The organism is Telluria aromaticivorans (genome assembly GCF_013003915.1).
Classification (GTDB): domain Bacteria; phylum Pseudomonadota; class Gammaproteobacteria; order Burkholderiales; family Burkholderiaceae_D; genus Telluria; species Telluria aromaticivorans.
In genome coordinates, this window is record NZ_JABAIV010000003.1 from 723,273 (window position 1) to 748,145 (window position 24,873).

General features: G+C 65.3%; 21 protein-coding genes. 8 read left to right on the forward strand and 13 right to left on the reverse strand.

All coding sequences use genetic code 11. The features are described from left to right. Positions 1-16 precede the first annotated feature (16 nt). Both HGB41_RS12530 and HGB41_RS12535 read right to left on the reverse strand, forming a co-directional pair. Complete coding sequence (locus tag HGB41_RS12530) at positions 17-4,246, reverse strand: hybrid sensor histidine kinase/response regulator (protein WP_171084757.1); 4,230 nt, start codon at positions 4,244-4,246, stop codon at positions 17-19. A 14-nt stretch (positions 4,247-4,260) separates the two neighbouring features. Then, positions 4,261-5,442, reverse strand: a complete 1,182-nt coding sequence (locus tag HGB41_RS12535; RefSeq protein WP_171084759.1) for a patatin-like phospholipase family protein — start codon at positions 5,440-5,442, stop codon at positions 4,261-4,263. A 222-nt stretch (positions 5,443-5,664) separates the two neighbouring features. On the opposite strand from HGB41_RS12535, the gene HGB41_RS12540 reads away from it, so the two are divergent. Next, complete coding sequence (locus tag HGB41_RS12540) at positions 5,665-6,078, forward strand: BLUF domain-containing protein (protein ID WP_171084761.1); 414 nt, start codon at positions 5,665-5,667, stop codon at positions 6,076-6,078. A 1-nt stretch (position 6,079) separates the two neighbouring features. On the opposite strand, the gene ggt is transcribed toward HGB41_RS12540, so the two are convergent. The 3 genes from ggt to HGB41_RS12555 all read right to left on the reverse strand — a co-directional run bounded on the left by ggt (position 6,080) and on the right by HGB41_RS12555 (position 9,469). Beyond that, the gene (gene ggt / locus HGB41_RS12545) at positions 6,080-7,858 is read right to left on the reverse strand and encodes a gamma-glutamyltransferase (protein WP_171084899.1); all 1,779 of its coding nucleotides are present in this window, start codon (positions 7,856-7,858) and stop codon (positions 6,080-6,082) included. A gap of 104 nt (positions 7,859-7,962) precedes the next feature. Continuing rightward, complete coding sequence (locus HGB41_RS12550; RefSeq protein ID WP_171084763.1) at positions 7,963-8,721, reverse strand: 3-hydroxyacyl-CoA dehydrogenase; 759 nt, start codon at positions 8,719-8,721, stop codon at positions 7,963-7,965. Between the two features lie 127 nt (positions 8,722-8,848). Beyond that, entirely contained in the window at positions 8,849-9,469 is a 621-nt protein-coding gene (locus HGB41_RS12555; RefSeq protein ID WP_171084766.1) for a hypothetical protein, read from the reverse strand. A gap of 162 nt (positions 9,470-9,631) precedes the next feature. Here HGB41_RS12555 and HGB41_RS12560 point away from each other — a divergent pair, with 162 nt between their 5' ends. After that, positions 9,632-10,144 carry a DsbA family protein gene (locus HGB41_RS12560; protein ID WP_171084768.1) on the forward strand — a complete coding sequence of 171 codons (513 nt, stop codon included), beginning with the start codon at positions 9,632-9,634 and terminating at the stop codon, positions 10,142-10,144. Positions 10,145-10,324: 180 nt separating this feature from the next. Here HGB41_RS12560 and adk read toward each other — a convergent pair whose 3' ends face one another. From adk to HGB41_RS12590, 6 genes are all read right to left on the reverse strand, one after another. Beyond that, positions 10,325-10,981, reverse strand: a complete 657-nt coding sequence (gene adk / locus HGB41_RS12565) for an adenylate kinase (RefSeq protein WP_171084770.1) — start codon at positions 10,979-10,981, stop codon at positions 10,325-10,327. Between the two features lie 184 nt (positions 10,982-11,165). Continuing rightward, on the reverse strand, positions 11,166-11,918 hold the full coding sequence (gene kdsB / locus HGB41_RS12570) for a 3-deoxy-manno-octulosonate cytidylyltransferase (protein WP_171084772.1): 753 nt from the start codon (positions 11,916-11,918) through the stop codon (positions 11,166-11,168). A gap of 10 nt (positions 11,919-11,928) precedes the next feature. Then, on the reverse strand, positions 11,929-12,099 hold the full coding sequence (locus HGB41_RS12575) for a Trm112 family protein (RefSeq protein ID WP_081926130.1): 171 nt from the start codon (positions 12,097-12,099) through the stop codon (positions 11,929-11,931). Then, the gene (lpxK, locus tag HGB41_RS12580) at positions 12,080-13,111 is read right to left on the reverse strand and encodes a tetraacyldisaccharide 4'-kinase (RefSeq protein WP_171084774.1); all 1,032 of its coding nucleotides are present in this window, start codon (positions 13,109-13,111) and stop codon (positions 12,080-12,082) included. Before lpxK ends, HGB41_RS12575 begins: the two co-directional genes overlap by 20 nt. 40 nt (positions 13,112-13,151) lie before the next feature. Then, positions 13,152-13,592: an ExbD/TolR family protein gene (locus tag HGB41_RS12585; protein WP_171084901.1), complete on the reverse strand. Its 441-nt coding sequence runs from the start codon at positions 13,590-13,592 to the stop codon at positions 13,152-13,154. Beyond that, positions 13,592-14,200, reverse strand: a complete 609-nt coding sequence (locus HGB41_RS12590) for a MotA/TolQ/ExbB proton channel family protein (protein ID WP_171084776.1) — start codon at positions 14,198-14,200, stop codon at positions 13,592-13,594. Before HGB41_RS12590 ends, HGB41_RS12585 begins: the two co-directional genes overlap by 1 nt. A 1,208-nt stretch (positions 14,201-15,408) precedes the next feature. On the opposite strand from HGB41_RS12590, the gene xseA reads away from it, so the two are divergent. The 4 genes from xseA (at position 15,409) to HGB41_RS12610 (ending at position 19,622) form a co-directional block, all read left to right on the forward strand. Further along, entirely contained in the window at positions 15,409-16,782 is a 1,374-nt protein-coding gene (gene xseA / locus HGB41_RS12595; protein WP_171084778.1) for an exodeoxyribonuclease VII large subunit, read from the forward strand. A 99-nt stretch (positions 16,783-16,881) separates the two neighbouring features. After that, positions 16,882-17,460 (forward strand): superoxide dismutase, encoded by a 579-nt coding sequence (locus HGB41_RS12600; RefSeq protein WP_171084780.1) that lies wholly within the window; start codon positions 16,882-16,884, stop codon positions 17,458-17,460. 188 nt (positions 17,461-17,648) lie between these two features. Further along, complete coding sequence (locus tag HGB41_RS12605; RefSeq protein WP_171084782.1) at positions 17,649-17,921, forward strand: hypothetical protein; 273 nt, start codon at positions 17,649-17,651, stop codon at positions 17,919-17,921. A gap of 144 nt (positions 17,922-18,065) precedes the next feature. Beyond that, positions 18,066-19,622: a TerC family protein gene (locus tag HGB41_RS12610; protein ID WP_171084784.1), complete on the forward strand. Its 1,557-nt coding sequence runs from the start codon at positions 18,066-18,068 to the stop codon at positions 19,620-19,622. 9 nt (positions 19,623-19,631) lie between these two features. On the opposite strand, the gene HGB41_RS12615 is transcribed toward HGB41_RS12610, so the two are convergent. Next, on the reverse strand, positions 19,632-20,528 hold the full coding sequence (locus HGB41_RS12615; protein ID WP_171084786.1) for a LysR substrate-binding domain-containing protein: 897 nt from the start codon (positions 20,526-20,528) through the stop codon (positions 19,632-19,634). A gap of 97 nt (positions 20,529-20,625) precedes the next feature. Here HGB41_RS12615 and HGB41_RS12620 point away from each other — a divergent pair, with 97 nt between their 5' ends. Beyond that, positions 20,626-21,699: a tartrate dehydrogenase gene (locus tag HGB41_RS12620; protein ID WP_171084788.1), complete on the forward strand. Its 1,074-nt coding sequence runs from the start codon at positions 20,626-20,628 to the stop codon at positions 21,697-21,699. Between the two features lie 137 nt (positions 21,700-21,836). Here the strand turns inward: HGB41_RS12620 and HGB41_RS12625 are convergent, their stop codons facing one another. Further along, entirely contained in the window at positions 21,837-23,843 is a 2,007-nt protein-coding gene (locus HGB41_RS12625; RefSeq protein ID WP_171084790.1) for an alpha/beta hydrolase family protein, read from the reverse strand. A gap of 213 nt (positions 23,844-24,056) precedes the next feature. On the opposite strand from HGB41_RS12625, the gene HGB41_RS12630 reads away from it, so the two are divergent. Then, positions 24,057-24,743 carry a response regulator gene (locus HGB41_RS12630; protein WP_212760914.1) on the forward strand — a complete coding sequence of 229 codons (687 nt, stop codon included), beginning with the start codon at positions 24,057-24,059 and terminating at the stop codon, positions 24,741-24,743. The last annotated feature ends 130 nt before the right edge of the window (positions 24,744-24,873 follow it).

Genomic DNA, 24,873 nt, shown 5'->3' on the forward strand with positions numbered 1-24,873 from the left:
ATAAGCAGGAGCGGGCTCACGCCGCTGACGGCTGGAATGCGGCCAGCAGCATCCGCAGGCGCGCCATCCCGGCCATGACGCGCGCGCGGTCGCCGGCATCGGCCGCCACCTCGAGGTCGCCGCACAGGGCTTCGAGTACCGTGTCGCCCAGGTGGGCGGCGCTGCCGCGCAGGCCGTGCAGCACCCTGCCCGCCGCCTCCATGTCGCCCGCTTCAAGCGCCGCATCGAGCTCGAGCCGGCGGCGTGGCAGGTCGCCCGCGAAGGCAGCCTGCAGGCGCGCCTTCAGGTCGTCGGAACGGCGGCCCGGGTTGGCCACCGCCGGTACTGCGTCGGCGGCGGGCGCCACGCCGAACATCGCGTCCAGCGCGGCCATCGGCCCCGGGTCCGCATCCGGGTGTGCGGCCATGGGCGGCATCGGCGCCAGCGGCACGCCGCGCTGGAGCTGGCGCTGGATGGCGCGCGAGACCTGCTGGTGCAGCGCGTCCTCGTCGATCGGCTTGGTCAGGAAGGCGTCCATGCCGCAGGCCAGGTAGCGTGCACGGTCTTCGTCGCTGGCGTTGGCGGTGAGCGCCACGATCATCAGGTGCTGGTCGAGCACGCGGGCGTCCGCGCTGCCGCCGGCGCGGATCAGGCGGGTGGCGGTGGCGCCGTCCATCTCGGGCATGCGGCCATCCATCAGCACCAGGTCGTAGCGCGTACGCGCGCAGGCCGCCACCGCCTCGGCGCCGTTGTCGGCGATATCGACCTGGTGGCCCATTTCCTCGATCATGACGCGCGCGATGATCTGGTTGGTCGGGTAGTCCTCGGCGCACAGGATGCGCAGGCGGTGCGTGTGCGGCGCCAGCGCCTCGTGCTCGAGATGGGGCGGCTCGACGCCGTCGGCCAGCGGCAGCACCACGCTGAAGGCGCTGCCCTTGCCTTCGGTGCTGTTGACGCCAATGTTGCCGCCCATGAGCGCCACCAGTTGGCGGCAGATCGCCAGTCCCAGCCCGGTGCCGCCGTAGCGGCGCGTGGTGGTGGTGTCGGCCTGCTCGAATTTCTGGAACAGGCGCGGCAGCGCATCGGCCGGGATGCCGATGCCGGTATCGCGCACCGTGAAGCGCACCATGTTCCAGCCGTCGCCGCGCACCTGGTCTTCGGCGCGCAGGTCCACTTCCACCGAAATGCTGCCGGAGCGGGTGAACTTGAAGGCATTGCCGACCAGGTTGACCAGCACCTGGCGCACCCGCGTCGGGTCGCCCAGCACATAGCGCGGCAGCGACGGGGCCAGGCTTACCTCGAAGTCGACGCTCTTGCCCGCCGCCTGCTCCTCGAACAGGCTGGCGACGCCGCGGATCGCGCCGTGCAGGTCGAAGTCGATGTTCTCGATACTGAGCTTGCCCGCCTCGATCTTGGAGAAATCGAGCAGGTCGTTGATGATCGCCAGCAGGGCCTGGGCATTGGCCTGGCCGCGCACGATCTGGTCGCGCGTGTTGTCGCGCAGCGCATTGTCGCGCAGCGCGAAGCCGAGCATGCCGATCACGCCGGCCAGCGGGGTGCGCATCTCGTGGCTCATGTTGGCCAGGAATTCCGACTTCTGGCGCGTCGCATCCTCGGCGCGCTGCTTGGCCTGGCGCAGGAATTCCTCGTTCTCCTGCAGCGCGCGGTAGGCCCGGGCCAGCTCGTTGGACTGCTGGCGCACGCGCATTTCCTGTTCGCGCAGTTCCTGGGTCTGGCGCTCGAGCACGCGGTTCTGCTGCTCGACCTGTTCGGTGCGCGCCCCGACCTGGCGCGCCAGCTGCTCTTTCTGGCGGCGCAGGCCGGACAGGCGCATGCGCACCCCGGCATAGATCGAGGTGACCAGCAGCAGCGCGGCGATGGCGCGGAACCAGGGCGTACCCCAGGGCGGCGGCTCGATCGTGATCGCCAGCGCGGCCGCCTTCTCGCTCCAGACGCCGTCCTTGTTGGCGGCGCGCACCCGGAACACATAGGTGCCCGGATCGAGGTTGGTATAGGTGGCGAAGCGCTTGCCGGCATCGGCCTGGACCCAGTCCTTGTCGAAGCCATCCAGGCGGTAGGCAAAGCGGTTGCGCGCCGGGGCGGCGAAATGCAGCGCCGAGAATTCGAGCGAAAACACCGAGGCGCCGGCCGGCAGGGTCACCGTCTCGGCATGCTCGATCGGGCCGGTGAGCAGGCCGGGCAGCTCCTGCTCGATCGGCCGGTTGAACACCTGCAGCCCGGTGATGACGGGGCGCGGCGGCACCCGGTTGTCGCGGATGGCGCGCGGGTCGAATGCGGTAATGCCGTTGAAGCCGCCGAAGTACAAGGTGCCGTCGGCCCCGCGCAAGGCGGCGCCGTCGATGAAGGCGCCCTCGGTGATGCCGTCGGCCGCCGCATAGCTGCGCCAGCGGCTGTTCACCGGGTCGAAGCACGAAATCCCGTTATTGGTGCTGATCCACAAGCGGCCGTCGCCATCTTCCTGGATCCCCGCCACCGCATCGTCGACCAGGCCGTCGCGCATGGTGTAGCGTACGAAACTCACGGACCCGTCGGCGGCCGTCACCATCCGGTTCAGGCCGACCGCGGTGCCGACCCAGACGTCGCCGCGGCTGTCCTCGAACAGGTAATGGACTTCGTCGTGGCTCAGGCTGGCCGCGTCGAAGGGGTCGTGGCGGAAGTGGCGGAAGCGCCCGCTGGCGCGATCCATCAGGTCGAGGCCATCGAAGGTCCCGACCCACATGCGGCCGCGCCGGTCGTGCAGCACCGGGCGTACGGTGTCGTCGGCCAGGCTGCTCGACCTGGCGGGGTCGTGGCGCCAGCTCTCGACCTTGCGCGTGAGCGGGTCGAGCCGGTGCAGGCCGCCCCGGGTGGTGATCCACATGTAGCCGTCCGGTCCCGCCACCACGCCACGCACACTGTTGGCATCGGCGTCGCCCGGCAACAGCTGGCGCACGAACTTGCGCAACACGGGATCGAAGGAGGTTATACCGGTGCGGCCGCCGATCCACAGCAGGCCCTGGCGGTCGCGCGCCAGCGCGGTGGCCGGCATGTCAATCGGGCTGTTCGGGTTGGCCGGGTCGTGTCGGTAGACCGTGGCCTGCCCGGTGGCCGGGTCGAAGTGATTGAGCCCGGTGCCGGTGCCGATCCACAGCTTGTCGCCATCGGCCAGCAAGGCCTGCGCCTTGTTGTCGGCCAGTGCGTCGGAGCCATCGCCCCGCCGCACGATACGGGCGAAGCCGCCGCTGCCGAGGTCCACCCGCGACACGCCGGCATACCAGGTGCCGACCCAGAAGGTTCCAAGCCGGTCGCGGTACAGCGCCGAGACCTGATTGTCGGCCAGGCTGTGGCGGTCGGCGGCGGCGTGCGCGTGGCTCTCGAAGCTGTCCTCGCGGCCGCGCCAGCGCAGCAGGCCATTGTCGTGGGTGCCGACCCAGATCTCGTTGCCGGCGTCCACGTACAGCGCCGTGATCCACCAAGGGCCAAGGCCGTCGGCCTGGCCGAACCGGCGCACCGAACCGGCAGCCTTGCCTGCCAGTTCGCGCCGTTCCAGCCCGCCCAGCCGGCCCACCCAGAGGCGCTGCCCACCGTCGATCATCAGTGCGCGCACCGGGTTCTGGCGCGGACCCAGTCCGGACGCGTGGTGCTCGAAGCGGTCGCGCCCTGGGCTCAGGCTGTCCAGCCCCGCGCCGGTGCCGACCCACAGTCGCCCGCCGGCGTCCAGCGCCAGCGCATTGACGCTATCGTCGCCCAGGCTGCGCTCGTTGCCCTTTTCATGGTGCCAGATGCTGAACCGGCGCAGCACGGTGTCGAAATGCTGCAGGCCGTCGCTGGTGCCGATCCACAGGCCGTCGTGGCCATCTCCGACAATCGCCGTGATATGGCGGTTGCCATTGCCGCGCCTTGTGGTTTCGTTCGGGACGAACACGGTGAAGGTCCGGGTGATCGGGTCGTACAGGTTGAGGCCGCCGTCGGTGCCCAGCCACAGGCGGCCGTGGCGGTCGAGATGCAACACCCGCACCCAGTTGTTCGACAGCGAGCCCGCCTTGCCCGGCACGTTGCGGTAATTGATGAAGCGGTAGCCGTCGAAGCGCGACAGTCCATTCTGGGTGCCGAACCACATGAAACCGTCGCGGTCCTGGACCACGGCCAGCACCGATTCCTGGGTCAGGCCCTCGGCCACCGACAGGTGCTCGAAGCGCAGCGTCAGGCGCGGCGCGGCGGCAAAGACGTTCGCGCACAGGACCAGCAGCAGCGCTGCCGCCAACATTCTTAGCAGCGCGCTCATTCGGGGAAGAAGGCCAGCACGTCGTCGCGCCGGGCCAGGGTATCGTGTTCGCCGAGCCGTATCAGCTCGCGCGTATAGCTGCCTTCGAACAGCAGGTAGGACGCCAGCGCCGAGCCGCGCGACTCGAGCGCGCCGATCCCGGCCAGCAGCGTGCGCACCGGCGCCGGCAGGTTGTGGACATGGCGGCTGGCGATGTCGTCGAGCCGCTCGGACGGCGCGATCACCAGCAGCTCCATGCGCCGCAGCGGCAGCGCCGCGCGCGCCTCTGGCGGCACGCGCTCGAGGGTCTGGTTGACGCGCTGCAGGCGCTCGATGTCGGCCGCCAGGCTGTCGAGGAAGATCGAGGACAGCGCATGGCCGGCGATCTGCGCCAGGCTCGGATAGCCGGACTCCGGCGCCGGGTCGGACGCCGTACCGGACGCCGCCTCGGACATGCGCCCTCCCCCCACCACCAGCACCCGCGTGGCACCGAGGTGGATGGCCGGCGCGATCGGCGCCAGCTGGCGCATCGAGCCGTCGCCGCAGTATTCGCGGCGTCCGCCCAGGTAGAGCGGCACGGCCGGGAAGATGAAGGGGATCGCGCTCGAGGCCAGCAGGTGCTCGACGCTGATCTGGGTCGACAGCGCGAGGCGCTGGTGCCGGGTCCAGGGCGTGATCTCGCGCGCGGCCTGGTAGAAGGTGATGTGGTGCCCGCTGCTGTAGGACGAGGCGGTGATCGCCAGCGCATGCAGCACGCCGTCGGCCAGCGCGGCATCGAGGCGCGGCAGGTCGAGCACGCGGTGCAGCAGGCCAGCCAGCGGGGTGTTGTCGAGCAGCGACTGGGGCGGCGCGGCATGCCATTTGCGCAGCAACCAGCCGAAGGACAGGAGCGACATCCAGCGCGCGCCCGAGCGCAGCACGGACAGCGAATCGGCGCGGTAGACCTGGTGCGCGGCCACCCCTTCCCACACGCCCAGCAGGCCGCGCACGGCGCTGGAAAAGTCGTCGGCGCGGCAGGCCAGCGCGGTTGCATTCAGGGCGCCGGCGGAAGTGCCGCAGATGATGTCGAAGGGGGAACGCAGGCTTGGCCTGCCGGCGTCGGCGAGGATGCGCGCGATCGCATGCATCACGCCAGCCTGGTAGGCGGCGCGTGCTCCACCGCCTGTGAGGACCAGGCCTGTTTTTTCTTTACTGTCCACCTGCCAAGCTTAGCAAAAATCGAGGTTCTCTAGGGAAATAAATACGCTGGAGTTGCGTTTCTACCGACAAGCGATTCCGGCCAACTGTGCAGAATTGTCCCGCCAATATTTCCGAACAGAAAGAAGTTACTTTCAAGGAAAAATAACTCCTGCTATAACTATCAACCGTAGCATGAACTCCACCCGGGCACGCTTGCCCATAACTACTTTCAGGAATACCCCATGTCGATCAATCAACTAGTTTATGTCAGCCAGGCAAGCCGAAAAATGTCGGAAGAAGACCTGCGCGCCATCCATGCCACTGCCCGTTCGAATAATGAGCCCATCGACGTGACCGGCAGCCTGTTCTACAACGGTGGCTGGTTCCTGCAGGTGCTCGAGGGGCCGGCCCCGACCCTTGCCGCGCTGTACAAGAAAATCGAACTGGATCCGCGCCACAAGAATTCGCGGATCCTCTACAACGAGCCGGCCAGCTTCCGGACCTTCCCGCGCTGGAACATGAACATGACCAACCTGGACGATCGCCAGGCCGACAAGTACGACGAACTGGTCGAAGTGATCGACGCCGCCCGGGGCAACCGCAAGATCGGCAGCGCCTCGCCCGCCGTCACCCTGCTGAAGATCTTCAAGGCCTGAGCTAGTCTCCTTTGGCCGCACCCTCGCGTCGCGGATCCGCCCCGCCATACCATAGCGGCACTCCATGCACCTCGATGCGCTGGATGCCATGCAGCCCCGAGGTCTGCTCGCCCAGGCGCACCTTGTGCCCGCGCGCGTTCAGCGCCTCGATCGTGGTGGACGGGAAGCGCCCTGCTTCCAGTTCGGTCGGGCCATTGCGGCTGCCGAAGTTTGGCAGGTTGACCGCCTGCTGCACGTTCAGGCCCCAGTCGAGCGTCCCGACCAGCACCTTGGCGACATAATTGATGATGGCCGGGCCGCCGGGCGAGCCGACCGTCAGCACCAGCTTGCCGGTCTTTTTATCGAACACCACGGTCGGCGACATCGCGCTACGCGGACGTTTATTGGCTTCGACGCGGTTGGCGACCGGGCCGTCGGCGTCACGCGAAGCGAACGAGAAGTCCGTCAGCTGGTTGTTCAGGATGAAGCCGTCGACCATCTGGCGCGACCCAAAAGCGTCTTCGACGGTGGTGGTCATGGCCAGGCCCATGCCGTAACTGTCCACCACCGCGACGTGCGAGGTGGACGGGGTTTCGATGGCGTTGTCGCGGCCCCAGGTCCAGGCGAGCTCCATGCCCGGCGGCTTGCCGGCCGGCGCCTCGCCCATCGAGCGCTGGCTAATGAGTTTGGCGCGCTGCGCGAGGTAGCCCTTGTCAATCAGGCTCGGGATGCCACGGCCCGGCAGCGGCACGAAATCGGTGTCGGCCGCATAGCGGTTGCGGTCGGCGTAGGCCAGGCGCCCGACTTCGCTGAATACGTGCAGGGCGTCCGGTCCCGGGACCCCGTTCCTCGGCGCCAGCGCGCGCATGTCGATGGTCTCGAACATGCCCAGCATCTGGGCCACGGCGATGCCGCCGGACGAAGGCGGCGGCATGCCGCACACCGTGTACGTGCGGTAGTCGCTGCAGACCGGCACGCGAACCTTCGGCTGGTAGGCGGCGATATCAAGGGCGCTGAGCAGGCCCGGATTGGTCGGGTGGCCGGCTACCTTCGCCGCGATGTCGCGCGCGATGCGGCCGGTGTAGAAGACTTCCGCGCCGCCATCGGCGATCTCGCGCAGGGTTTTGGCCAGCGCGGGATTCTTCAGCACGTGGCCGACGGGCCAGGGCTGGCCGCCGTTGCCGTAGAAATAGCGCGCCGCTTCCGCATCCTTGCGCAGGTGGACGTCGCCAGACAACAGCGCATGCAGGCGCGGGCTGACCTTGAAGCCCTGCTCCGACAGGCGGATGGCGGGAGCAAACAGCGCCTTCCAGGGCAGCTTGCCGTGCTGGCCGTGCGCCAGCGCCAGCATGCGCAGTACGCCCGGCGCGCCGGTCGAGCGGCCGCCGACCACTCCCTCGGTGCGCGACACCGGGCTGCCGTCCGGACGCTGGAACAGGTGCTCGTCGGCTTTCGATGGCGCGGTCTCGCGGCCATCGAAGGCCTGGGTCTGCTTGCCGTCGTAATGGACCAGGAAGGCGCCGCCGCCGATGCCGGACGATTGCGGCTCGACCAGGGTCAGCACCAGCTGGGTGGCAATCGCCGCGTCGATGGCGCTGCCGCCCTGCTTCAATATCTGGTAGCCGGCTTCCACCGCCAGCGGGTTGGCCGCGGCCACCATGTAGTTCTTCGCTGGCCAGCCGGATTTCTCGGCATAGCCGGTGGCAGCTTCGGGCGCGGCCTGGCGCGTGTCCTGCGCGTGGAGGGGCTGGGTGGCAACAAACGCCAGCGCGAGCGCCAGCACGGCCTCGCGGATCTTCATCTTGTTCAATTCACGTCTCCAGAAAGCAAAACGGGCGCGCAGCTTGCGCCGCGCGCCCGACATCTGGCTATCCTACAACAACTGGCCAGCGCTTACCGGAATGCTTATTTCGGCTGCATGCGGATCGCGCCGTCGAGTCGAATCGTTTCGCCATTGAGCATGACGTTTTCGATGATGGCCTTGGCCAGGTGCGCGTATTCCTTCGGCATGCCGAGGCGCGGTGGAAACGGGACCATCTTGCCCAGCGACTCGCGCACTTCTTCCGGCATGCCCATCAGCATCGGGGTCTCGAAGATGCCCGGGGCGATGGTCATGACGCGGATGCCGCTGCGCGCCAGGTCGCGCGCCATCGGCAGGGTCATGCCGGCGACGGCGGCTTTCGAGGAACCATAGGCGGCCTGGCCGATCTGGCCGTCGAAGGCCGCGACCGAGGCGGTATTGATGATGATGCCGCGCTCGCCGTATTCGGCGCCATCAAGCTTGCCCATGGCGTCGGCCGCCAGGCGGCACATGTTGAAGGTACCGACCAGGTTGATGTTCACCGCGCGCTGGAAGGCGTCCAGCGGGTGCGGGCCGTCCTTGCCGACGGTCTTGATGGCCGGCGCCACGCCGGCGCAGTTGACCAGGCCGCGCAGTGTGCCCAGCTTGCCTGCCGCCGCCACGGCCGCCAGGCCGTCCGCCTCGGAGGTGACGTCGCACTTGACGAACTGGCCGCCCAGCTCGGCTGCCAGCGCGGTGCCGGCGTCGACCTGCACGTCGGCGATGACGACCTTGCCGCCCGCTTCGGTCAGCATGCGTGCCGTGGCTGCTCCAAGCCCCGACGCGCCACCGGTCACGATGAACACATTGTTCTGAATTTGCATGGTTTTCCCTTATAGAAGTTCTAGTAACCGTTGTTCGTGACGTTTACGTAAACGTTAAGCAAACGTCAAACAGCGGCATTGTAGCGAACTTTTCACCAGAAAAACCATGCTGCGGACTACGCCGCCGTCAAAAGCATTGCATGGTGGCGCCGCTGCGGGTGCATAGCTGGCCACTGCTGCTGACCGCCGCATTGCCGGGGCCGGCGGCGTTGTAGCCCGTGCCGCTCGTGTCGGTGCAATTGCCGCCGACGCAGCCGACCACCTGGGTGGACGATGGACCGGCCGGGCGCGGCGCCGGCTGGACCTCGGCGCGCGGCGATGGCGGCGGAAGGGGCGCGGCAATGCGCGGGGTCCTCTCGATACGCTGGTCCACCGAACGGCGCACGGCCTGCTTGCCCTTCTTGCTGGGCGGCTTGCGTTTCTGCGCATCCTGGCTTTGCTGGCCCTGCTGTGGCTGCACAGCTTGCGGTGCGGGACGGGCCGATGGATCGACCTCAAGGTGCTTGCTGGTCGGAGGCTGGCCGGCGCGCTCTTCCTGCGCCTGCGGGCGGGCTTCGCCGGATGGCTGCGGGGCAGCCGGCGGCGTCGGGGCCGGTGCAGGTGTCGCTTGCGGATTGAGTACCGGGCCGTAGGTGGCGCTGTCGGCCGGCTTGCTCGGCGTCGGTGTCAGCGTCGCCTGGTTCTGGGCCAGCGCGCTTGCGGAACCCAGGGCGAACAGCACGGCAATGGTGGACTTGATGGGACTCATGGCGCACCTCGGGCATATCGATTGGTCAGGCGATCCATTATCTGCCTGCCCGGCTGACCGGGGCGCACACGACGGATGTTCACATCGTTCCAGCCGGTAACGCGCGGCAGGCGGCCCCGGGCACTTGCGAAGATCGGTGCATCGACCAGACGAGGAGCACGGATGAGCCAGGTGCAGATCCGGGAAGACGACCATGTGCGTGGAAAGCGCGATGCCGATGTCGTGATTATCGAATACGGCGATTTCCAGTGCCCGTATTGCGCGCGGGCCCGTTTCACCCTTGCCGAACTTCAGCAGCGGCATGGCGACCGGATTGCCTTGGTTTACCGCCATCTGCCGCTCGGGATGCACCCGAACGCCGAGCCAGCTGCCGAGGCAGCTGAAGCTGCCGGGGCCCAGGGCAAGTTCTGGGAGATGCACGATGCGCTGTTCGAGCAACAGGCGCAGGCGACGCCGGGGCAGTTGCCGCTGCTGGCGCGCGAATTGGGGGTGGATGGGGCACGGCTCGAGGAGGAGCTGGCGCAGCGGCGCTATCGCGAACGGATCGAGGCGCAGGCGGCCGAAGGGAAATCGCTGGGGGCCAAGGGGACGCCGAGCTTTTTCATCGATGGCGAGCGGTATGAAGGGGATTCGGATCGGGAGTCGTTGATGGCTGCCGTTGAAAGGTATTTGTGATCGTTGATGTTGGAGCGCTTTTGTAGGGTGGGCGGCTTTGCCGCCCGCGCGTTCAAATACACGGTGAGTTGATGCGACGAGGTTGTTCATCGGTCGCTTGAACGCGCGGGCGGGGAACCCGCCCACCCTACGGTTAACGAAAAACGGCCCCGAAGGGCCGTTTCACTTGGAGCTGGAAGCTTATTCCGCCAGCGCCGCAAACGCTGCGTCGCGTACCTGCTCGACCGGGCCGACGCCGGTGATCTTGCGGTATTTCGGCGCGCCGGGCAGGCCGGACTGGGCCCACTTGTTGTAGTAGCCGAGCAGCACTTCGGTCTGGTTGTGGTACACGGTCAGGCGCTTGACGACGGTTTCTTCCTTGTCGTCGTCGCGCTGCACCAGCGCTTCGCCCGTCACGTCGTCGGTGTCGGCCACTTTTGGCGGGTTGAACTTGGTGTGGTAGACGCGGCCCGAGCCCGGGTGGGTGCGGCGGCCCGACATGCGCTCGACGATCAGGTCGTCTGGCACGTCGATTTCCAGCACGTAGTCGATGGTCACGCCGCTGTCTTTCATGGCGTCGGCCTGCGCGATGGTGCGTGGAAAGCCGTCGAACAGGTAGCCGTTGGCGCAGTCGGTTTCTTTCAGGCGCTCTTTCACCAGGCCGATGATGATGTCGTCCGAGACCAGCTGGCCCGCATCCATCACCTTCTTGGCAGCCAGGCCCAGTTCGGTCCCTGCCTTGATCGCTGCACGCAGCATGTCGCCGGTGGAGATCTGGGGGATGTTGAACTTTTCCTTGATGAAGTTAGCCTGGGTGCCCTTACCGGCTCCCGGTGCTCCTAGCAGAATGAGACGCATGAGTTTCCTAGATTCCTAGAGGATGTTGATGATTATTATGTTTGCTGACGATCAGGCTTGATGCATATCTGGCTACCTTGACACGAAAGTTACCACAAAAGTCAGCTTTAACGCCAATCCAAAGGCCACCTGCAAGCAACTTTTGATATAGCGCAGACGGCCCGGATTTAGCCTTGAGGCCTTGTCAGTTTGGGTAGTGGCGGCGCACGCGCGCCAGGTCGTCAAGGGTGTCGACACCGCCTGGCGGCGCGCTGTCGGTAACGTGTACGGCGATCGGATAACCGTGCCACAGCACGCGCAATTGCTCCAGCGCCTCGATGGTTTCGAGCGGCGCGCTCTCCAGCGCCGGATAGGCCTGGAGGAAGGCATTGCTATAGGCGTACAGGCCGATGTGGCGCAGGGGTGCGTAGCCCAAGGGCAGCGCGTCCTGCGTAGCCGCGAACGCATCGCGGTCCCAGGGAATCGTGGCGCGCGAGAAATACAGCGCGCGTCCCGCCTTGTCGAGCACGACCTTCACCACATTCGGGTTGAACACGTCGGCCACATCGTGGATCGGATGGGCGCAGGTGGCCATCGGCACGCCGTCGCGAATGCGGGCGGCGCAGGCCGCCAGCAGGGCCGGGTCGATCAGCGGCTCGTCGCCCTGCAGGTTGACCACGACCTCGTCCGCAGCCAGGCCAAGAGCCTGGGCGACTTCGGCGATGCGGTCGGTGCCGGACGGGTGGTCGGCGCGCGTCATGCAGGCTTCGATGCCGTGCGCGGCGCAGGCCGCCAGGATGTCGGGGTGGTCGGTGGCGACGATGATGCGGGCAGCGCCGGATTCGCGCGCGCGTTCGGCGACGCGCACGATCATCGGCTTGCCGCCGAGGTCGGCCAGCGGCTTGTTCGGCAGGCGGGTCGAGGCCAGCCGGGCCGGGATGATGACGGTAAAGCTCATGCCGCTGCTTTTACACCGGCTCGATCTTGCGCGCCTGGTCGGCCCACATGATCGGGATACCGTCGCGGATCGGGTAAGCCAGGCGGTCCGGGCGGCAGGTCAGTTCCTGCGCCTTCTTGTCGTACTCAAGGGGGCCCTTGCACAGCGGGCAGACCAGGATATCAAGCAGTCGAGCGTCCACGACATTTCTCCACGATTTGTTCGGCCAGCGCAGGATCGATCCGCGCCGTCACGGGTACGACCCACAAGCGCGGGTCGTCCTTCAGGTTATCAAGTTGCCGACATTTTACTGCATCCTTCTCCGTGATCAGGATGACATCGGCGTCCACGGTGTCGAAGGGACGGTCGAGGAAGTCATGGTGGTCGGGCAGCGGCAGCTCGCCAACCGTCAACCCGGCGCCGCGCAGCATGGCGAAGAAGCGGCCCGGGTTGCCGATCCCGGCGGCGGCGACGATGCGCTTTCCGGCCAGCTGCGCCAATGGCAGGCGCTCGCCAGGCCGGGCCAGCGGCTCGGCGAACTCGCCCGCAAGCTGCATCTGGAAGGGCTGGCCGCCGACCGCTGCCGCCAGCGCCGGCGCGATCGCGGGGGCGTTGATCACCGTGAAATCGCGGCGGCGCGAAGGCGGCTCGCGCAGCGGGCCGGCCGGCAGCAGCCAGCCGTTGCCGACGCCGCGGCCATCGAACAGGACGATCTCGATGTCGCGCGCCAGCGCGTAATGCTGCAGTCCGTCGTCGGTAATCAGGACATCCACCTCGGGATGGGCGGCCAGCAGCGCCCTGCCCGCTTCTGCACGCTTGCGCCCGACCACGACCGGGCAGCCGGCGCGCGCCGCGATCAGCAGCGGCTCGTCGCCCACTTCGCGCGGGTCGGACCGAGGCGTCACTTCGCGCGGGCTCGATTCCGCACCGCCATGGCCGCGCGAAATCACGCCAGGACGCAGGCCGGCCGCACGCAGCGCCTCGGCCAGCCAGATCGTCAGCGGCGTCTTGCCGGTGCCGCCAATAAAGATATTGCCAACCACGATGACCGGCACCGGCAAGCGCTCGCTCTGTTTCAGCCCGAGGCGGTACAGCAGCGCGCGCACGGCGGCCAGCAGCCGGAACACCAGCGCGAGCGGCAGCAGCGCCAGCGCCAGCGGGCCGCGGCGCAGCCAGGCGCGGGTCAGGGTCGATTCGATGGAAGGTAATGCCATGTTCGGGGCGGCGGGCGCGTGCGGGACGCGCCCGGTCCGCTTACTTCTTGGCGCCGGTCTGGGCAGCGAAGGTCAGCTTCTCGAAGCCGGCCACGCGCGCCGCTTCCAGCACGTTGATGACCATCTGGTGCATCGCGAACTGGTCGGCGTTGACGATGACCACCGGGTCGGTTGCAGGCTGGCCGCCGGGACCGCTGCTGGCGGCAGCCTTCAGGTCTTCGGCCAGGCCGGCCACGCTGTGGAAGGACACCGGCACATTGTTCACCGTGTAGTTACCCTTGGCGTCGATCGTGACGTTGATCTCGAACGGCCGCTGCTCCACCTTCGCGGCATCCGCCGTCGGCAGCGTGATCTGCAGCTCGGTAAACTTGCTGTAGGTGGTGGAGACCATCAGGAAGATCAGGACGACCAGCAGCACGTCGATGAAGGGAATCAGGTTGATCTCCGGTTCCTCGCGCTGGCGGCCGCGGCGGAAGTTCATCATTTGCGGGCACCGTGGACGACGTCGACAAATTTCACGGCCTGCAGTTCCATCTCGATCACGAAGCTGTCGACCAGGGCGCGGAAGTGGCGGTAGAACACCAGCGCCGGCATGGCGATGGCCAGGCCGAAGCCGGTGTTATACAGGGCCACCGAAATTCCGTGCGCCAGTTGCGCCGGGTTGTTGCCGCCGGTCGGGCTCTGGGCGCCGAAGATCTCGATCATGCCGACCACGGTGCCGAACAGGCCCATCAGCGGCGCCAGCGAGGCGATGGTGCCGAGGGTGGTGAGAAAGCGCTCCAGGCCCTGGGCGACGCCGCGGCCGGCTTCCTCGATCGATTCCTTCATGACGTCGCGCGGGGCGTCGACGTTGCGCAGCGCGGCGGCCAGCACGGTGCCGAGCGGCGAATTGTGTTCGAGCTTGTCCACCACGTCCGGGGTGACCTTGCCGGCGCGGTAGACGCGGATGACTTCGTCGAGCAGCTGCTTCGGTAGGATCTTTTCGCGGCGCAGGTAGATCAGGCGTTCCACGATCAGGGCGACAGCGACGATCGAGGCGATCAGCAAGAGCCAGATTGGCCAACCTGCAGCTTGGAAGATAGCGAGCAAAAGAAACTCCTGGGGCGGTGAGAAATCAATTCAGCAATGTAACAAGTTGCTAGCACTGCGGCAAGTGCATTACACCTCAGGTTCTGCACATCTTCTGTGGATAAAAATGTGTGCAAGGCTCTGCGATCGATCAAACATCCTTGATTCCAAAGGATATTCCGGGCATGCGCAAGAAAACGGCACATGTCAGATGCACCCGCTCGCTATCTGCTCGGGTCTGGCTCAAGCGTATTGAGCTGGATCGAAGATCCCTAGTTACGAACAAAATCTGTGGACAAAATTGTGCGCAATGGGCTTTTGCGCTCCTTAAGTGATTGATTTGGAACGATAAATTTCTCGCGCGCAAAAAATGAGCAGCGCCGTACCGTGCGAGGTGCAGCACTCTTCTGTGAGGTTCCTCACACATTTTGTGGACAATAATGTGCGCAACGCCCTTTTCCTAGGCTTAAGTGTCTGATTCTGAAAGAAAAACACGTTCTGCACAAAATTTAATCGCCAGCCCGTTCAGCCGGTGTTTCCGTGCAAAAACGACGTTCCATGCATCAGTTGTTCAGCAGTTTAGAGCTTGATGCATAGAAAGTTCAGCTCTGCACAGATTTTGTGGATAACAATGTGATGAAGATTCTTGACTCTAGCTTAAGTCATTGATTTATCAGGTATTAGACGGGGCTGCCGCGAAAACGTGCAGGTTGAAAAGAACCGGCTTCCAGGATGCCCCTGACGGGGACCTTCTCGCTAATGAACAAGATCCAGGCTTGCCCCCGCCGGGTACCGCGCCGCCGAGTTCTACCGTCGCGCTCCTTGTGCACACTTTTTGTGGACAAAATTGTGAGCAAGCCCCTTCCCGGCAAACTAAGTCCTTGATGTAAAACAACATAATTTCCTAGCGACATTTTTGAGCAGGCAGCCGTTTCCCTCTTCAGGATGCGCAGGCTGGGCCAGATCCTGCCTGTATGCCTGGCGTCCTTGGGTCTTGTGTCTTATGGATGAGTTGCCCACAGATTTTGTGGATAAGATGGTTCCCTAGCGCACATTGTCGGTCGCAAGCCCTTGATTTAAAAGCATAAGCAATAGAATGCATTGAAAAAAGGCAACAACGTCATCCTCGGGTCAATCGAGAGCTGCATGTGCGCACGGCTGCCGACGGCACTTGTCGTTTTGCCCGGGATGTGACATAAGCATCACCTTTGCCTGTCATCCCCGCACCCATGGAACGTCCAACCGACGCCGATCCCGCGTACACCGCCCCAGCCGTCATGAGCGTGACGGCCCTGAACCTGCAGGTTGCCCGTTTGCTCGAACGGAGTTTTCCGCTGGCCTGGATCAGTGGCGAAATTTCCAACTTCACCCGCGCCAGCTCCGGCCACTGGTATTTCACGCTGAAGGACGATGCCGCCCAGGTCCGCGCCGTCATGTTCCGCAGCCGCGCCCAATATGTCGGCTTCAATCCGCGCGAAGGCGACAAGGTCGAGGTGCGCGCACTGGTGACACTGTACGGCGCGCGTGGCGACTACCAGATCAATGTCGAGACGATCCGCCGGGCCGGCGTCGGCGCGCTGTATGACGCCTTCGTGCGCCTGAAGGAAAAGCTGTCAAGCGAGGGACTGTTCGACCAGGACCGCAAACGCCCGCTGCCGCTGTTCCCGCGCACGATCGGCATCGTCACCAGCCCGCAGGCCGCAGCCCTGCGCGACGTGCTCACCGCCCTGGAGCGCCGCGCGCCGCACGTGCGCGTGATCCTCTATCCCGCCCCGGTGCAGGGGCAATTCGCAGCGGACAAGATCGCCGAAGCCATCATGACGGCCTCCCGCCGCGGCGAAGCCGACCTGCTGCTGGTCTGCCGCGGCGGCGGTTCGATCGAAGACCTGTGGAGTTTTAACGAAGAATGCGTGGCGCGCGCCATCGACGCCTGCACCATCCCCGTGATTTCGGGCGTCGGCCACGAAACCGACTTCACGATCGCCGACTTCGCCGCCGACGTGCGCGCCGCCACCCCCACCGCCGCCGCCGAGCTGGCCGCCACGCCGCGCGCCGACTGGCTCGGCTCGCTGTCCGCCGACGCCCAGGACCTGCGCCGCGCGATGCGCCGCAGCCTGTCGGAAGCGAGCCAGGGCGTGGACAGCTACAGCCGCCGCCTGCTCAGCCCCTCGGCCCAGATCCGCCACCAGCGGGTGAAATTGCTGTCGATGGCGGCCGCGATGACCCACGCCGTGCGCACGCCGGTGAACCGCCAGACGCTGGTACTGTCCCAACTGCAGCAGCGCTGGACGCGCTACCGGCCCGACCTGCGCACCCTGCGCGCCCAGCTCCTGTCCGAGGGACGCCACCTGAACGCCAGCCTGTCCAGCGCGGTCAAAGGGAGGCGCGACGCCCTGGGCGCCCTCGCGGCCCAGCTCGAACTGCTGAACCCGCAACGCACCCTCGAGCGCGGCTATGCGATTGTGCGCAACGCCAAGGGCGAGGTGCTGCGCGACCCGGCCCAAATCAAGGCGCGCAACAAGCTGACCATACGCCTGGCCAACGGCAGCGCGGAGATTGGCGTGTCCAGCGTGCAAGCCGTGCTGGAGGATGCAGCCGAATGACCCGCCGCATTGAATAGCCAAGCCTGCAACATCGCGCTATCCGGTTTAGAATGACGGCGCTCTGGAACAAAACCTGTCCAACCAAATAAGGAAGAAAACATGGAACATACCCTGCCGCCACTGCCATACGCCAAAGACGCCCTGCAGCCGCACATCTCGGCCGAGACGCTGGAATACCACTACGGCAAGCACCACCAGACCTATGTCACCAACCTGAACAACATGATCAAGGGGACCGAGTACGAAAACATGTCCCTCGAAGAGATCATCAAGAAATCGTCGGGCGGTGTGTTCAACAATTCGGCCCAGGTGTGGAACCACACCTTCTTCTGGAACTGCATGACCCCGAACGGCTCGGGCGCGCCAAGCGGCAAGGTTCTTGATGCGATCAACGCCAAGTGGGGCTCGTTCGACAAGTTCAAGGAAGAGTTCAACAAGGCCGCGCTGGGCAACTTCGGTTCGGGCTGGACCTGGCTGGTGCAAAAGGCCGACGGTGGCGTCGACATCGTCAACACCTCGAACGCCGGCACCCCGCTGACCACCTCGGACAAGGCCCTGCTCACCGCCGACGTCTGGGAACACGCCTACTACATCGACTACCGCAACGCCCGCGCCAAGTTCCTGGAAGCCTTCTGGAACGTGGCTAACTGGGAATTCGCGGAACAGAACATGGCGTAAGCCGTCCTGGCTCCATGAATTGACGACGGCCCGCGATTTGCGGGCCGTTTGCTTTCCGGCCAGGGTGCAGGAAATCCGCGCTGTACCGCATGCTATACTGGCATCGTCCTGTCTACCAAGATCGTATGAGACGAGCACTCGTCATTGTTCTTATCCTGCTATTCCCCCTGAACGTTTTCGCACTGTCCATGTCTGCTTCACTGCTGCAGGCCGGATTTGCGTCGGCGCCGGCGGAAGCCCCGGCCATCGTGCCCGATGCGCAAGCCGGCAACAGTTCTGCCTGCGCGCTGGCCTGCGACGTCGATCCGGATGAGCCTCCCGGCCACCAGGACTTGCACGACATCGTCTATGTCGAAGCGGCACAGCGCCTGGCCGGCCCGTCCGGCCAGGCGGCCCTGGGCCACGACGCCTCGCGCCCGGGCGACGCACCCCCTCCTCCCATCAAGCCACCTCGCACCTGAAGCCTGGCGCCGGACCTTATCCGGCGTTTCGCCTGGCCTGGCGCCGGCCCGCCCACGCTCGCGCGTGCTGCGGCAGACGGCGCCGGCATCCTGCGTCCAGGGCCGATCGGCCACACGCGCGTTTGACTTCACGAGGTGTACAAGATGGAATGGCTATTCGACCCGACCATATGGGTGGGTCTGCTGACTTTAATTCTCCTGGAAATCGTTCTGGGAATCGACAACCTGATTTTCATCGCCATCCTGGCGGAGAAGCTGCCCCCGCACCAGCGCGACAAGGCACGCTTGATCGGACTGTCGCTGGCGATGGGGATGCGGCTTGGCCTGTTGACCATCGTGTCGTGGCTGGTCACACTGACCACGCCGCTGTTCTCGCTCGGGTCCTTCAGTTTTTCCGGACGGGACCTGATCCTGCTCCTCGGCGGCATCTTCCTGCTGTTCAAGGCCACGGTCGAGTTGCACGAGCGCGTGGAAGGGGTCATGCACACGCAGTCCCAATCCAGGGTGTATGCCAGCTTTGCCTCGGTGGTGGCGCAGATCGTGGTGCTCGATGCCGTGTTCTCGCTCGACGCCGTCATCACCGCGGTGGGCATGGTGGACCAGCTGGGCGTCATGATGGCGGCCGTGATCATCTCGATCGGCATCATGATCCTCGCGTCCAAGCCCTTGACGCGCTTTGTGAATGCCCATCCGACAGTGGTGGTGCTGTGCCTGAGCTTCCTCCTGATGATCGGGCTGAGCCTGGTTGCGGAAGGCCTGGGTTTCCATATTCCGAAAGGCTACCTGTATGCGGCCATCGGTTTCTCTGTCGTGATCGAAGGCCTGAACCAGTTCGCGCATCGCAATTCTCTCAAGAATGAGGCACGCGTCCCCTTCCGCGAGCGGACCGCGGAATCGGTCTTGCGCCTGCTGGGCAACAGGAAGCGCGCAGAGCCGGCAGCCGATGCCGGGGACGGCCCGGCAGCAAGGGAGGAAACGTTCGCCGTGGAAGAACGCAACATGGTGAGCGGGGTATTGGCCCTGGCGGACAGGTCGATCCGCTCGATCATGACGCCACGATCGGAGATGTCCTGGGTCAACCTCGAGCACGATGCTGCCGACATCCTGCAGCAGCTGCATGACACGCCGCACAGCCTGGTGCCGGTTTGCCGCGGTGAAATGGACCAGGTCATCGGTATCGGCCGGACCAAAGACCTGATCGGCGCACTGATCCTGGGGCGGCCGCTCGACGAGTCCGGCGCGGGTCCGCTGAGGACGCCGATCATCCTCCCGGAAACGGCCGGCGTATTGCGCGCCATGGAAACGCTCAAGCGCGCCCATGGCCAGCTGGTCCTCGTCGCCGACGAGTATGGGTCGGTCCAGGGCCTGCTTACCCCGATCGACATCCTGGAAGCCATTGCCGGAGAATTCCCGGACGAGGACGAGCAACCGGCGATCCGGGTGCTCGGGCCGGGCCAGTGGGAAGCCGACGGCTCGGCCGACCTGCACCTGCTCGAACAAATCCTGGAAACCGATACGCTGGTGATCAATGGCGCGGGTTCTGCTTCGCTGGCGGGCTTCCTCGTCGAGCGCCTGGAAACGCTTCCCGAAGTCGGCCAGGTGGTTGAACTCGATGGCGTGCGCTACGACATCCTGGCCATCGAGAACCGGCGCATTGCCAAGGTGGGCATCCGCCGCATGGATGCCGTCAACGAGGAGTAATCCTGGGGCTCACTCCTGCGCCAGGTGCCGGCGCAGGAACTCCACGAACACCCGCACCCTGCCCGACCCGGCAAGCCGCTGCGGATACACCGCCCACACATTCGCCGGCTGCGTGTAGTCCGGCAGCACCTGCACCAGCGTGCCCTCCTCCAGGTAGCCGCGCGCATCCCACTGCGAGCGCAGCACGATGCCGGCCCCTTCCACCGCCCACCTCAACGCGATCTCACCGTGGTTGGTCGACAGCGCGCCCGAGACGCGGACGGTTTCCTCGCCATCCCTGCCATGCAAGCGCCAGGTGCCGAGCGGATGGTCGCGCTCCTTGATTGCCAGGCACTGGTGGCCGGCGAGCTCAAGCAGCGTCTTCGGCATGCCGTGCTGCGCCAGGTAGGCGGGCGAGGCGCAGAGGATGCGGTGGTTGTCCATGAGTTTGCGCGCGACCAGTTGCGGCGGGATGCTGTCGCCGATGCGCACGTCCAGGTCGAAACCTTCAGCCACGGTATCGACCAGCCGGTCGAACACCTCGAAGCGTATCTGCAGGCGCGGGTGGGCGGCTGCCAGTTTCGCGATCACCGGCGCCACCACGTTGCGCCCAAAACCGAAGCTGCTGCAGATGCGCAGGCGGCCGGCCGGTTCGCGGCGCCGCTCGGACACGTCATCGACCATGTCGTCGAGCTGCTCCAGGATCAGCTGGGCGCGGCCGTAGACCTGCTCGCCGTCGTCGGTGATGACCACGCGCCGCGTCGTGCGCTCGAACAGCCGCACGCCGAGCGAGGCTTCCAGTATGCCGATGCGCTTGCTGATGAAGGCAGCCGACTTGCCGAGCTCTTCGGCCGCGCCGCTGAAACTCCCCTTGCGCACTACCGCGACGAATACGCGCAGGTCGCCGTTCTCGATTTGATTATTCACGATTCGTGTCTTATAAGACTACACAGCAGGGGATTATAAACGCCATGTTTTCTTGCTAAGCTGAGATTGAACACATAAACAGCACAGGGAGCCGCGAATGAAGACGCACAAGATCGCCGTGATCGCCGGGGACGGCATCGGCAAGGAAGTCATGCCGGAAGGCCTGCGCGCATTGGAAGCCGCAAGCAAGCGCTTCGGCATCGGGCTCGAATTCGAGACCTTCGAATGGGCCAGCTGCGACTATTACGCCCAGCACGGCAAGATGATGCCGGACGACTGGAAGGCGCAACTCGCCGGTTGCGAGGCGATCTTCTTCGGCGCGGTCGGCTGGCCCGATATCGTCCCCGACCACGTCTCCCTGTGGGGGTCGCTGCTGAAGTTCCGGCGCGAGTTCGACCAGTACGTGAACCTGCGCCCGGTGCGCCTGATGCCGGGCGTGCCCTGCCCGCTCGCGGGCAAGAAACCGGGCGACATCGATTTCTACGTGGTGCGCGAAAACACCGAGGGCGAATACTCGGCCGTCGGCGGGCGCATGTTCGAAGGCACGGATCGCGAGCTGGTGCTGCAGGAAGCGATCTTCACCCGCCACGGCACCGACCGCATCCTGAAGTATGCCTTCGAGCTGGCCCAGCGCCGGCCGAAAAAGCACCTGACCGCGGCCACCAAGTCGAACGGCATCGCCATCTCGATGCCCTACTGGGACGAGCGCGTGGCCGCCATGGGCGAGTCTTACCCTGAAGTCCGCTGGGACAAGTACCACGTCGATATCCTGGCCGCGCGCTTCGTGCTGTCGCCGGAACGCTTCGACGTGGTGGTGGCCTCGAACCTGTTCGGCGATATCCTGTCCGACCTCGGCCCGGCCTGCGCCGGCACGATCGGGATTGCGCCCTCGGCCAACCTGAACCCCGAGCGCAGCTTCCCCTCGCTGTTCGAGCCGGTGCACGGCTCGGCGCCGGATATCTACGGGAAGAACATCGCCAACCCGATCGCGATGATCTGGTCGGGGGCGATGATGCTGGAGTTTTTGGGTTATACCGAGGCGCACGATGCCGTCATGGCGGCGGTGGAGCATTGCCTGGTGAATGGGCCGCGCACGCCGGACATGGGTGGGTCGGCGAATACAACCGAGGTCGGGGTGGCGATCAGCGAGCGTATCGCGGCAGCGGAGTAGCCGCACATCGTAGGGTGGGCAGATTCTGCCCACGCGTTCAACAAGAACATGCGTCGCGAGGATTCATTTTTTAGTTGAACGCGCGGGCGTGCGTCATTCCGGCCATTGGCCAGAATGACCCCGCCCACCCTACAAAATCACTTCACCGCGGCACCGGCGCCCAGCAGGTAAGTATTCAAAAAATCCACCCCCGCATAAAACAAATAGTCCGCATTCGCCTTCTTGCCAAACCCGTGCCCCTCGTCGTTCGCCGTCATGTACCACACCGGGGTGCCGTTCTTCTTCACGGTCGCGACGATCTGGTCGGCCTCCTGCCACGGCACGCGCGGGTCATTCTTGCCCTGCACGACGAACAGCGGCTTCCGGATCTTCGCCGCGTTGTTCGCCGGCGCCATCGCATCCATCCACTTGCGCATCTCCGGATCGCGCTCGTCGCCGTACTCCACGCGGCGCAAATCGCGGCGGTAGCTTTCGGTACGCTCGAGGAAGGTCGCGAAATTCGAGATGCCGACGATGTCGATCGCCGCCGCGATCCGCTCCGGGTACATGGTCGATACCGCCAGCGTCATGTAGCCACCGTAGGATCCACCCACCACCGCCACCCGTGACGCATCCATGTCCGGCTGGGCCGCGATCCAGTCGAGCAGTGTGCCGATGTCGCGTACCGAATCCTCGCGCAGCTTGCCGTTGTCCAGCTTCAGGAAGCTCTTGCCGTACCCTAGCGAGCCGCGCACGTTCGGGTAGATCACTGTCAGGCCCATCTCGTCCGTGTAGTAGTTGTTCCGCCCCAGGAAGCCAGGCGTGGCCTGCCCTTCCGGCCCGCCGTGGATGTTGATCACGACCGGGCGCTTGCCTAGGAACCTGGCTGCGGGGGCGCGGTAGACAAAGCCGGAGATGCTGCGTCCATCGAAGGACTTCCAACGCACCAGGGAGGGTTCGACGAAGCGCTTCATGTCGACCTCCATCTTCTCGTGCTCGGTCCAGCGGGTGACGGCGCCGGTCTTCGCATCGATGCTGTAGACATCCGAGGGGCTGCGCGCCGAGGACAGCGACAGCGCCAGGTTGCGGCTGTCGTGATGCCATTCGATGCGGCCGATGACGCCCATCGGCAGCTTCGGCTGGGCCAGCAGCTTGCGATCCACGGTTCGCATCAGGCGCAGCACGCTGCTGCCGTCCTCGTTGGCGACGAAGGCCAGCAGCTTGCCGTCGAGTGACAGGCCGATCGCGTCGATGTCCCAGTCGATCTGCGGCGTGAGCACGGTTTCCTTGCCGCTCGCGAGGTCGATGTAGACTAGCCGGCGGAATTCCGACCCGCGGTCGCTGGTCGCATACAGGCCCTTGCCGTCGCGCGCGAACACGGCGTCGCCGTAGGCTACCTTCTCGCCTTCGGTCTTGTCGATCAGGCGCCGGCTCTTGCCAGTGGCGACATCCATCAGCCACAGGTAGCTTTCGTTCGCCGAAACGAATTCGGTGTACACGAGTTGCTTGTCGTCGTGCGAGAAGGCGAACGAGCCCCAGCCGCCGCCCGGCAGTTCGGCGAGCAGGCGTGCGCCTTCCGGCTCGCTCGGATCGACGATGCTGACGGTCGACACGACCTGGTCGTTCGAGCCCTGGCGGCCCACCGGCACCGTCACGTACAGCAGCTCGCCACTGGCCTTGGCCCAGGCAGTGTCCTGCACACGCCGGTTGTCGGGCGTGACGGGAATGGCGTCGGCGCTGCCGACATCCCGTTTGTACGCGCGGAAGACCTCGTTGCCGCCCGTGTCGCGCCCGAACAGGTAGAACTTGCCATGGCGCGGTTCGTACTGAGCGGAGCGCACCGGCTCGGCATAGTCGGTCAGGAGTTCGGGCCTGGCGCCTGGCCTGGCCACGCGGAACAGCTGGGGCGTATTGTTGTGGCGGCGCGAGACGATCATCTCGCGTTTTGTTGGATGCCAGGAGGCGTAGGAAGTCGGCTTGAACTCGTTGTACTTCGCGATTCTCTCCGCCAGGCTGGCGGCTACCTTCGGCACGTTTTCAAGCACCATCGCCGCCGGCGGCGCGACGGTGGCTTCCTGCGCCGCTGCCGGGACCACGGCGACGCTGGCGGCAAGCAGGCTTGCGACGATCAAGGTCAGCCCGAGCGGGCGGCGTACAGGATTCATCCGATGCTCCTCCAAGGTCAATGATGTGCAGCTTGCAACTCTACACCCATTCGCAGCTCAGCAGGCAAGCCCGGCGAAGGGTAAGATGCTTGTAAGCGACTGGCTTCATCCTGCACCGAATGTCATCAAACTGTACGTAAATGTCCCCCCTTTGTAGGGACTGTGCTTTTAAGTAAGTGGTCTTATACAATCTTGGACCAAGGAGAAAAAAGCATGTTTCGAGTGATGTTGGTGGAAGACGATGCGCGGCTGGCGGAGCTCGTCATGGAATACCTGTCCGGCTATGAATTCGCGGTCGACCTGGTCACGCGCGGCGACACGGCGCTGGAACGGTTCAAGGAATTGTCGCCGGACGTGGTGGTGCTCGACCTGATGCTGCCCGGACTGGACGGCATGGTGGTCTGCCGCCAGATCCGCGAATTGTCCGAGGTGCCGATCCTGATCCTGACCGCGCGCGAGGACTCCTACGACGAGGTCTCGGGCCTGGAACAAGGCGCCGACGATTTCGTCAACAAGCCGGTGCAGCCGCGCGTGCTGCTGGCGCGCCTGCGCGCCCTGATGCGGCGCACCCAGGCCAAGGGCGGCCTTGACGCGCGCGTGCTGCAGTTCGGCGCGCTGCGCATCGTCACCACCGACCGCAGCGTGGTCTGGCGCGACGAGCCCTGCGTGCTCTCGAATACCGAATACAAGCTGCTGCTGGTGCTGGCCGAGGCGGCCGGCCGGGTGCTGTCGCGCGATGCCCTGCTCAAGAAGATGCGCGGGATCGAGTTCGATGGACTGGACCGCAGCATCGACAACTGCATCTCGAAGCTGCGCCGCAAGTTTGACGATGCGGAGTCGGAGAAGATCAAGACGGTGTGGGGTGAGGGGTATTTGTTCTCGCCTTCGGCGTGGAATTAACCACCATCCCGTAGGGTGTGTAAGGGCAAAGTAGAAATGTCCGGTTTGGGCAAAGTAGAAATGTCTGCTTTTGCGATGTAGTTCATGCTGTCGACTCCGAAAAGTTTGGGGTCCAGCGTGAGCGAAACCG

Coding starts and splice junctions, on each gene's coding strand:
- HGB41_RS12530 (WP_171084757.1), bottom strand. CDS start 4,246: ATGTTGGCGGCAGCGCTGCTGCTGGTCCTGTGCGCGAACGTCTTTGCC.
- HGB41_RS12540 (WP_171084761.1), top strand. CDS start 5,665: ATGTCGATCAATCAACTAGTTTATGTCAGCCAGGCAAGCCGAAAAATG.
- ggt (WP_171084899.1), bottom strand. CDS start 7,858: ATGAAGATCCGCGAGGCCGTGCTGGCGCTCGCGCTGGCGTTTGTTGCC.
- HGB41_RS12550 (WP_171084763.1), bottom strand. CDS start 8,721: ATGCAAATTCAGAACAATGTGTTCATCGTGACCGGTGGCGCGTCGGGG.
- HGB41_RS12555 (WP_171084766.1), bottom strand. CDS start 9,469: ATGAGTCCCATCAAGTCCACCATTGCCGTGCTGTTCGCCCTGGGTTCC.
- HGB41_RS12560 (WP_171084768.1), top strand. CDS start 9,632: ATGAGCCAGGTGCAGATCCGGGAAGACGACCATGTGCGTGGAAAGCGC.
- adk (WP_171084770.1), bottom strand. CDS start 10,981: ATGCGTCTCATTCTGCTAGGAGCACCGGGAGCCGGTAAGGGCACCCAG.
- kdsB (WP_171084772.1), bottom strand. CDS start 11,918: ATGAGCTTTACCGTCATCATCCCGGCCCGGCTGGCCTCGACCCGCCTG.
- lpxK (WP_171084774.1), bottom strand. CDS start 13,111: ATGGCATTACCTTCCATCGAATCGACCCTGACCCGCGCCTGGCTGCGC.
- HGB41_RS12585 (WP_171084901.1), bottom strand. CDS start 13,592: ATGAACTTCCGCCGCGGCCGCCAGCGCGAGGAACCGGAGATCAACCTG.
- xseA (WP_171084778.1), top strand. CDS start 15,409: ATGGAACGTCCAACCGACGCCGATCCCGCGTACACCGCCCCAGCCGTC.
- HGB41_RS12600 (WP_171084780.1), top strand. CDS start 16,882: ATGGAACATACCCTGCCGCCACTGCCATACGCCAAAGACGCCCTGCAG.
- HGB41_RS12605 (WP_171084782.1), top strand. CDS start 17,649: ATGTCTGCTTCACTGCTGCAGGCCGGATTTGCGTCGGCGCCGGCGGAA.
- HGB41_RS12610 (WP_171084784.1), top strand. CDS start 18,066: ATGGAATGGCTATTCGACCCGACCATATGGGTGGGTCTGCTGACTTTA.
- HGB41_RS12620 (WP_171084788.1), top strand. CDS start 20,626: ATGAAGACGCACAAGATCGCCGTGATCGCCGGGGACGGCATCGGCAAG.
- HGB41_RS12625 (WP_171084790.1), bottom strand. CDS start 23,843: ATGAATCCTGTACGCCGCCCGCTCGGGCTGACCTTGATCGTCGCAAGC.
- HGB41_RS12630 (WP_212760914.1), top strand. CDS start 24,057: ATGTTTCGAGTGATGTTGGTGGAAGACGATGCGCGGCTGGCGGAGCTC.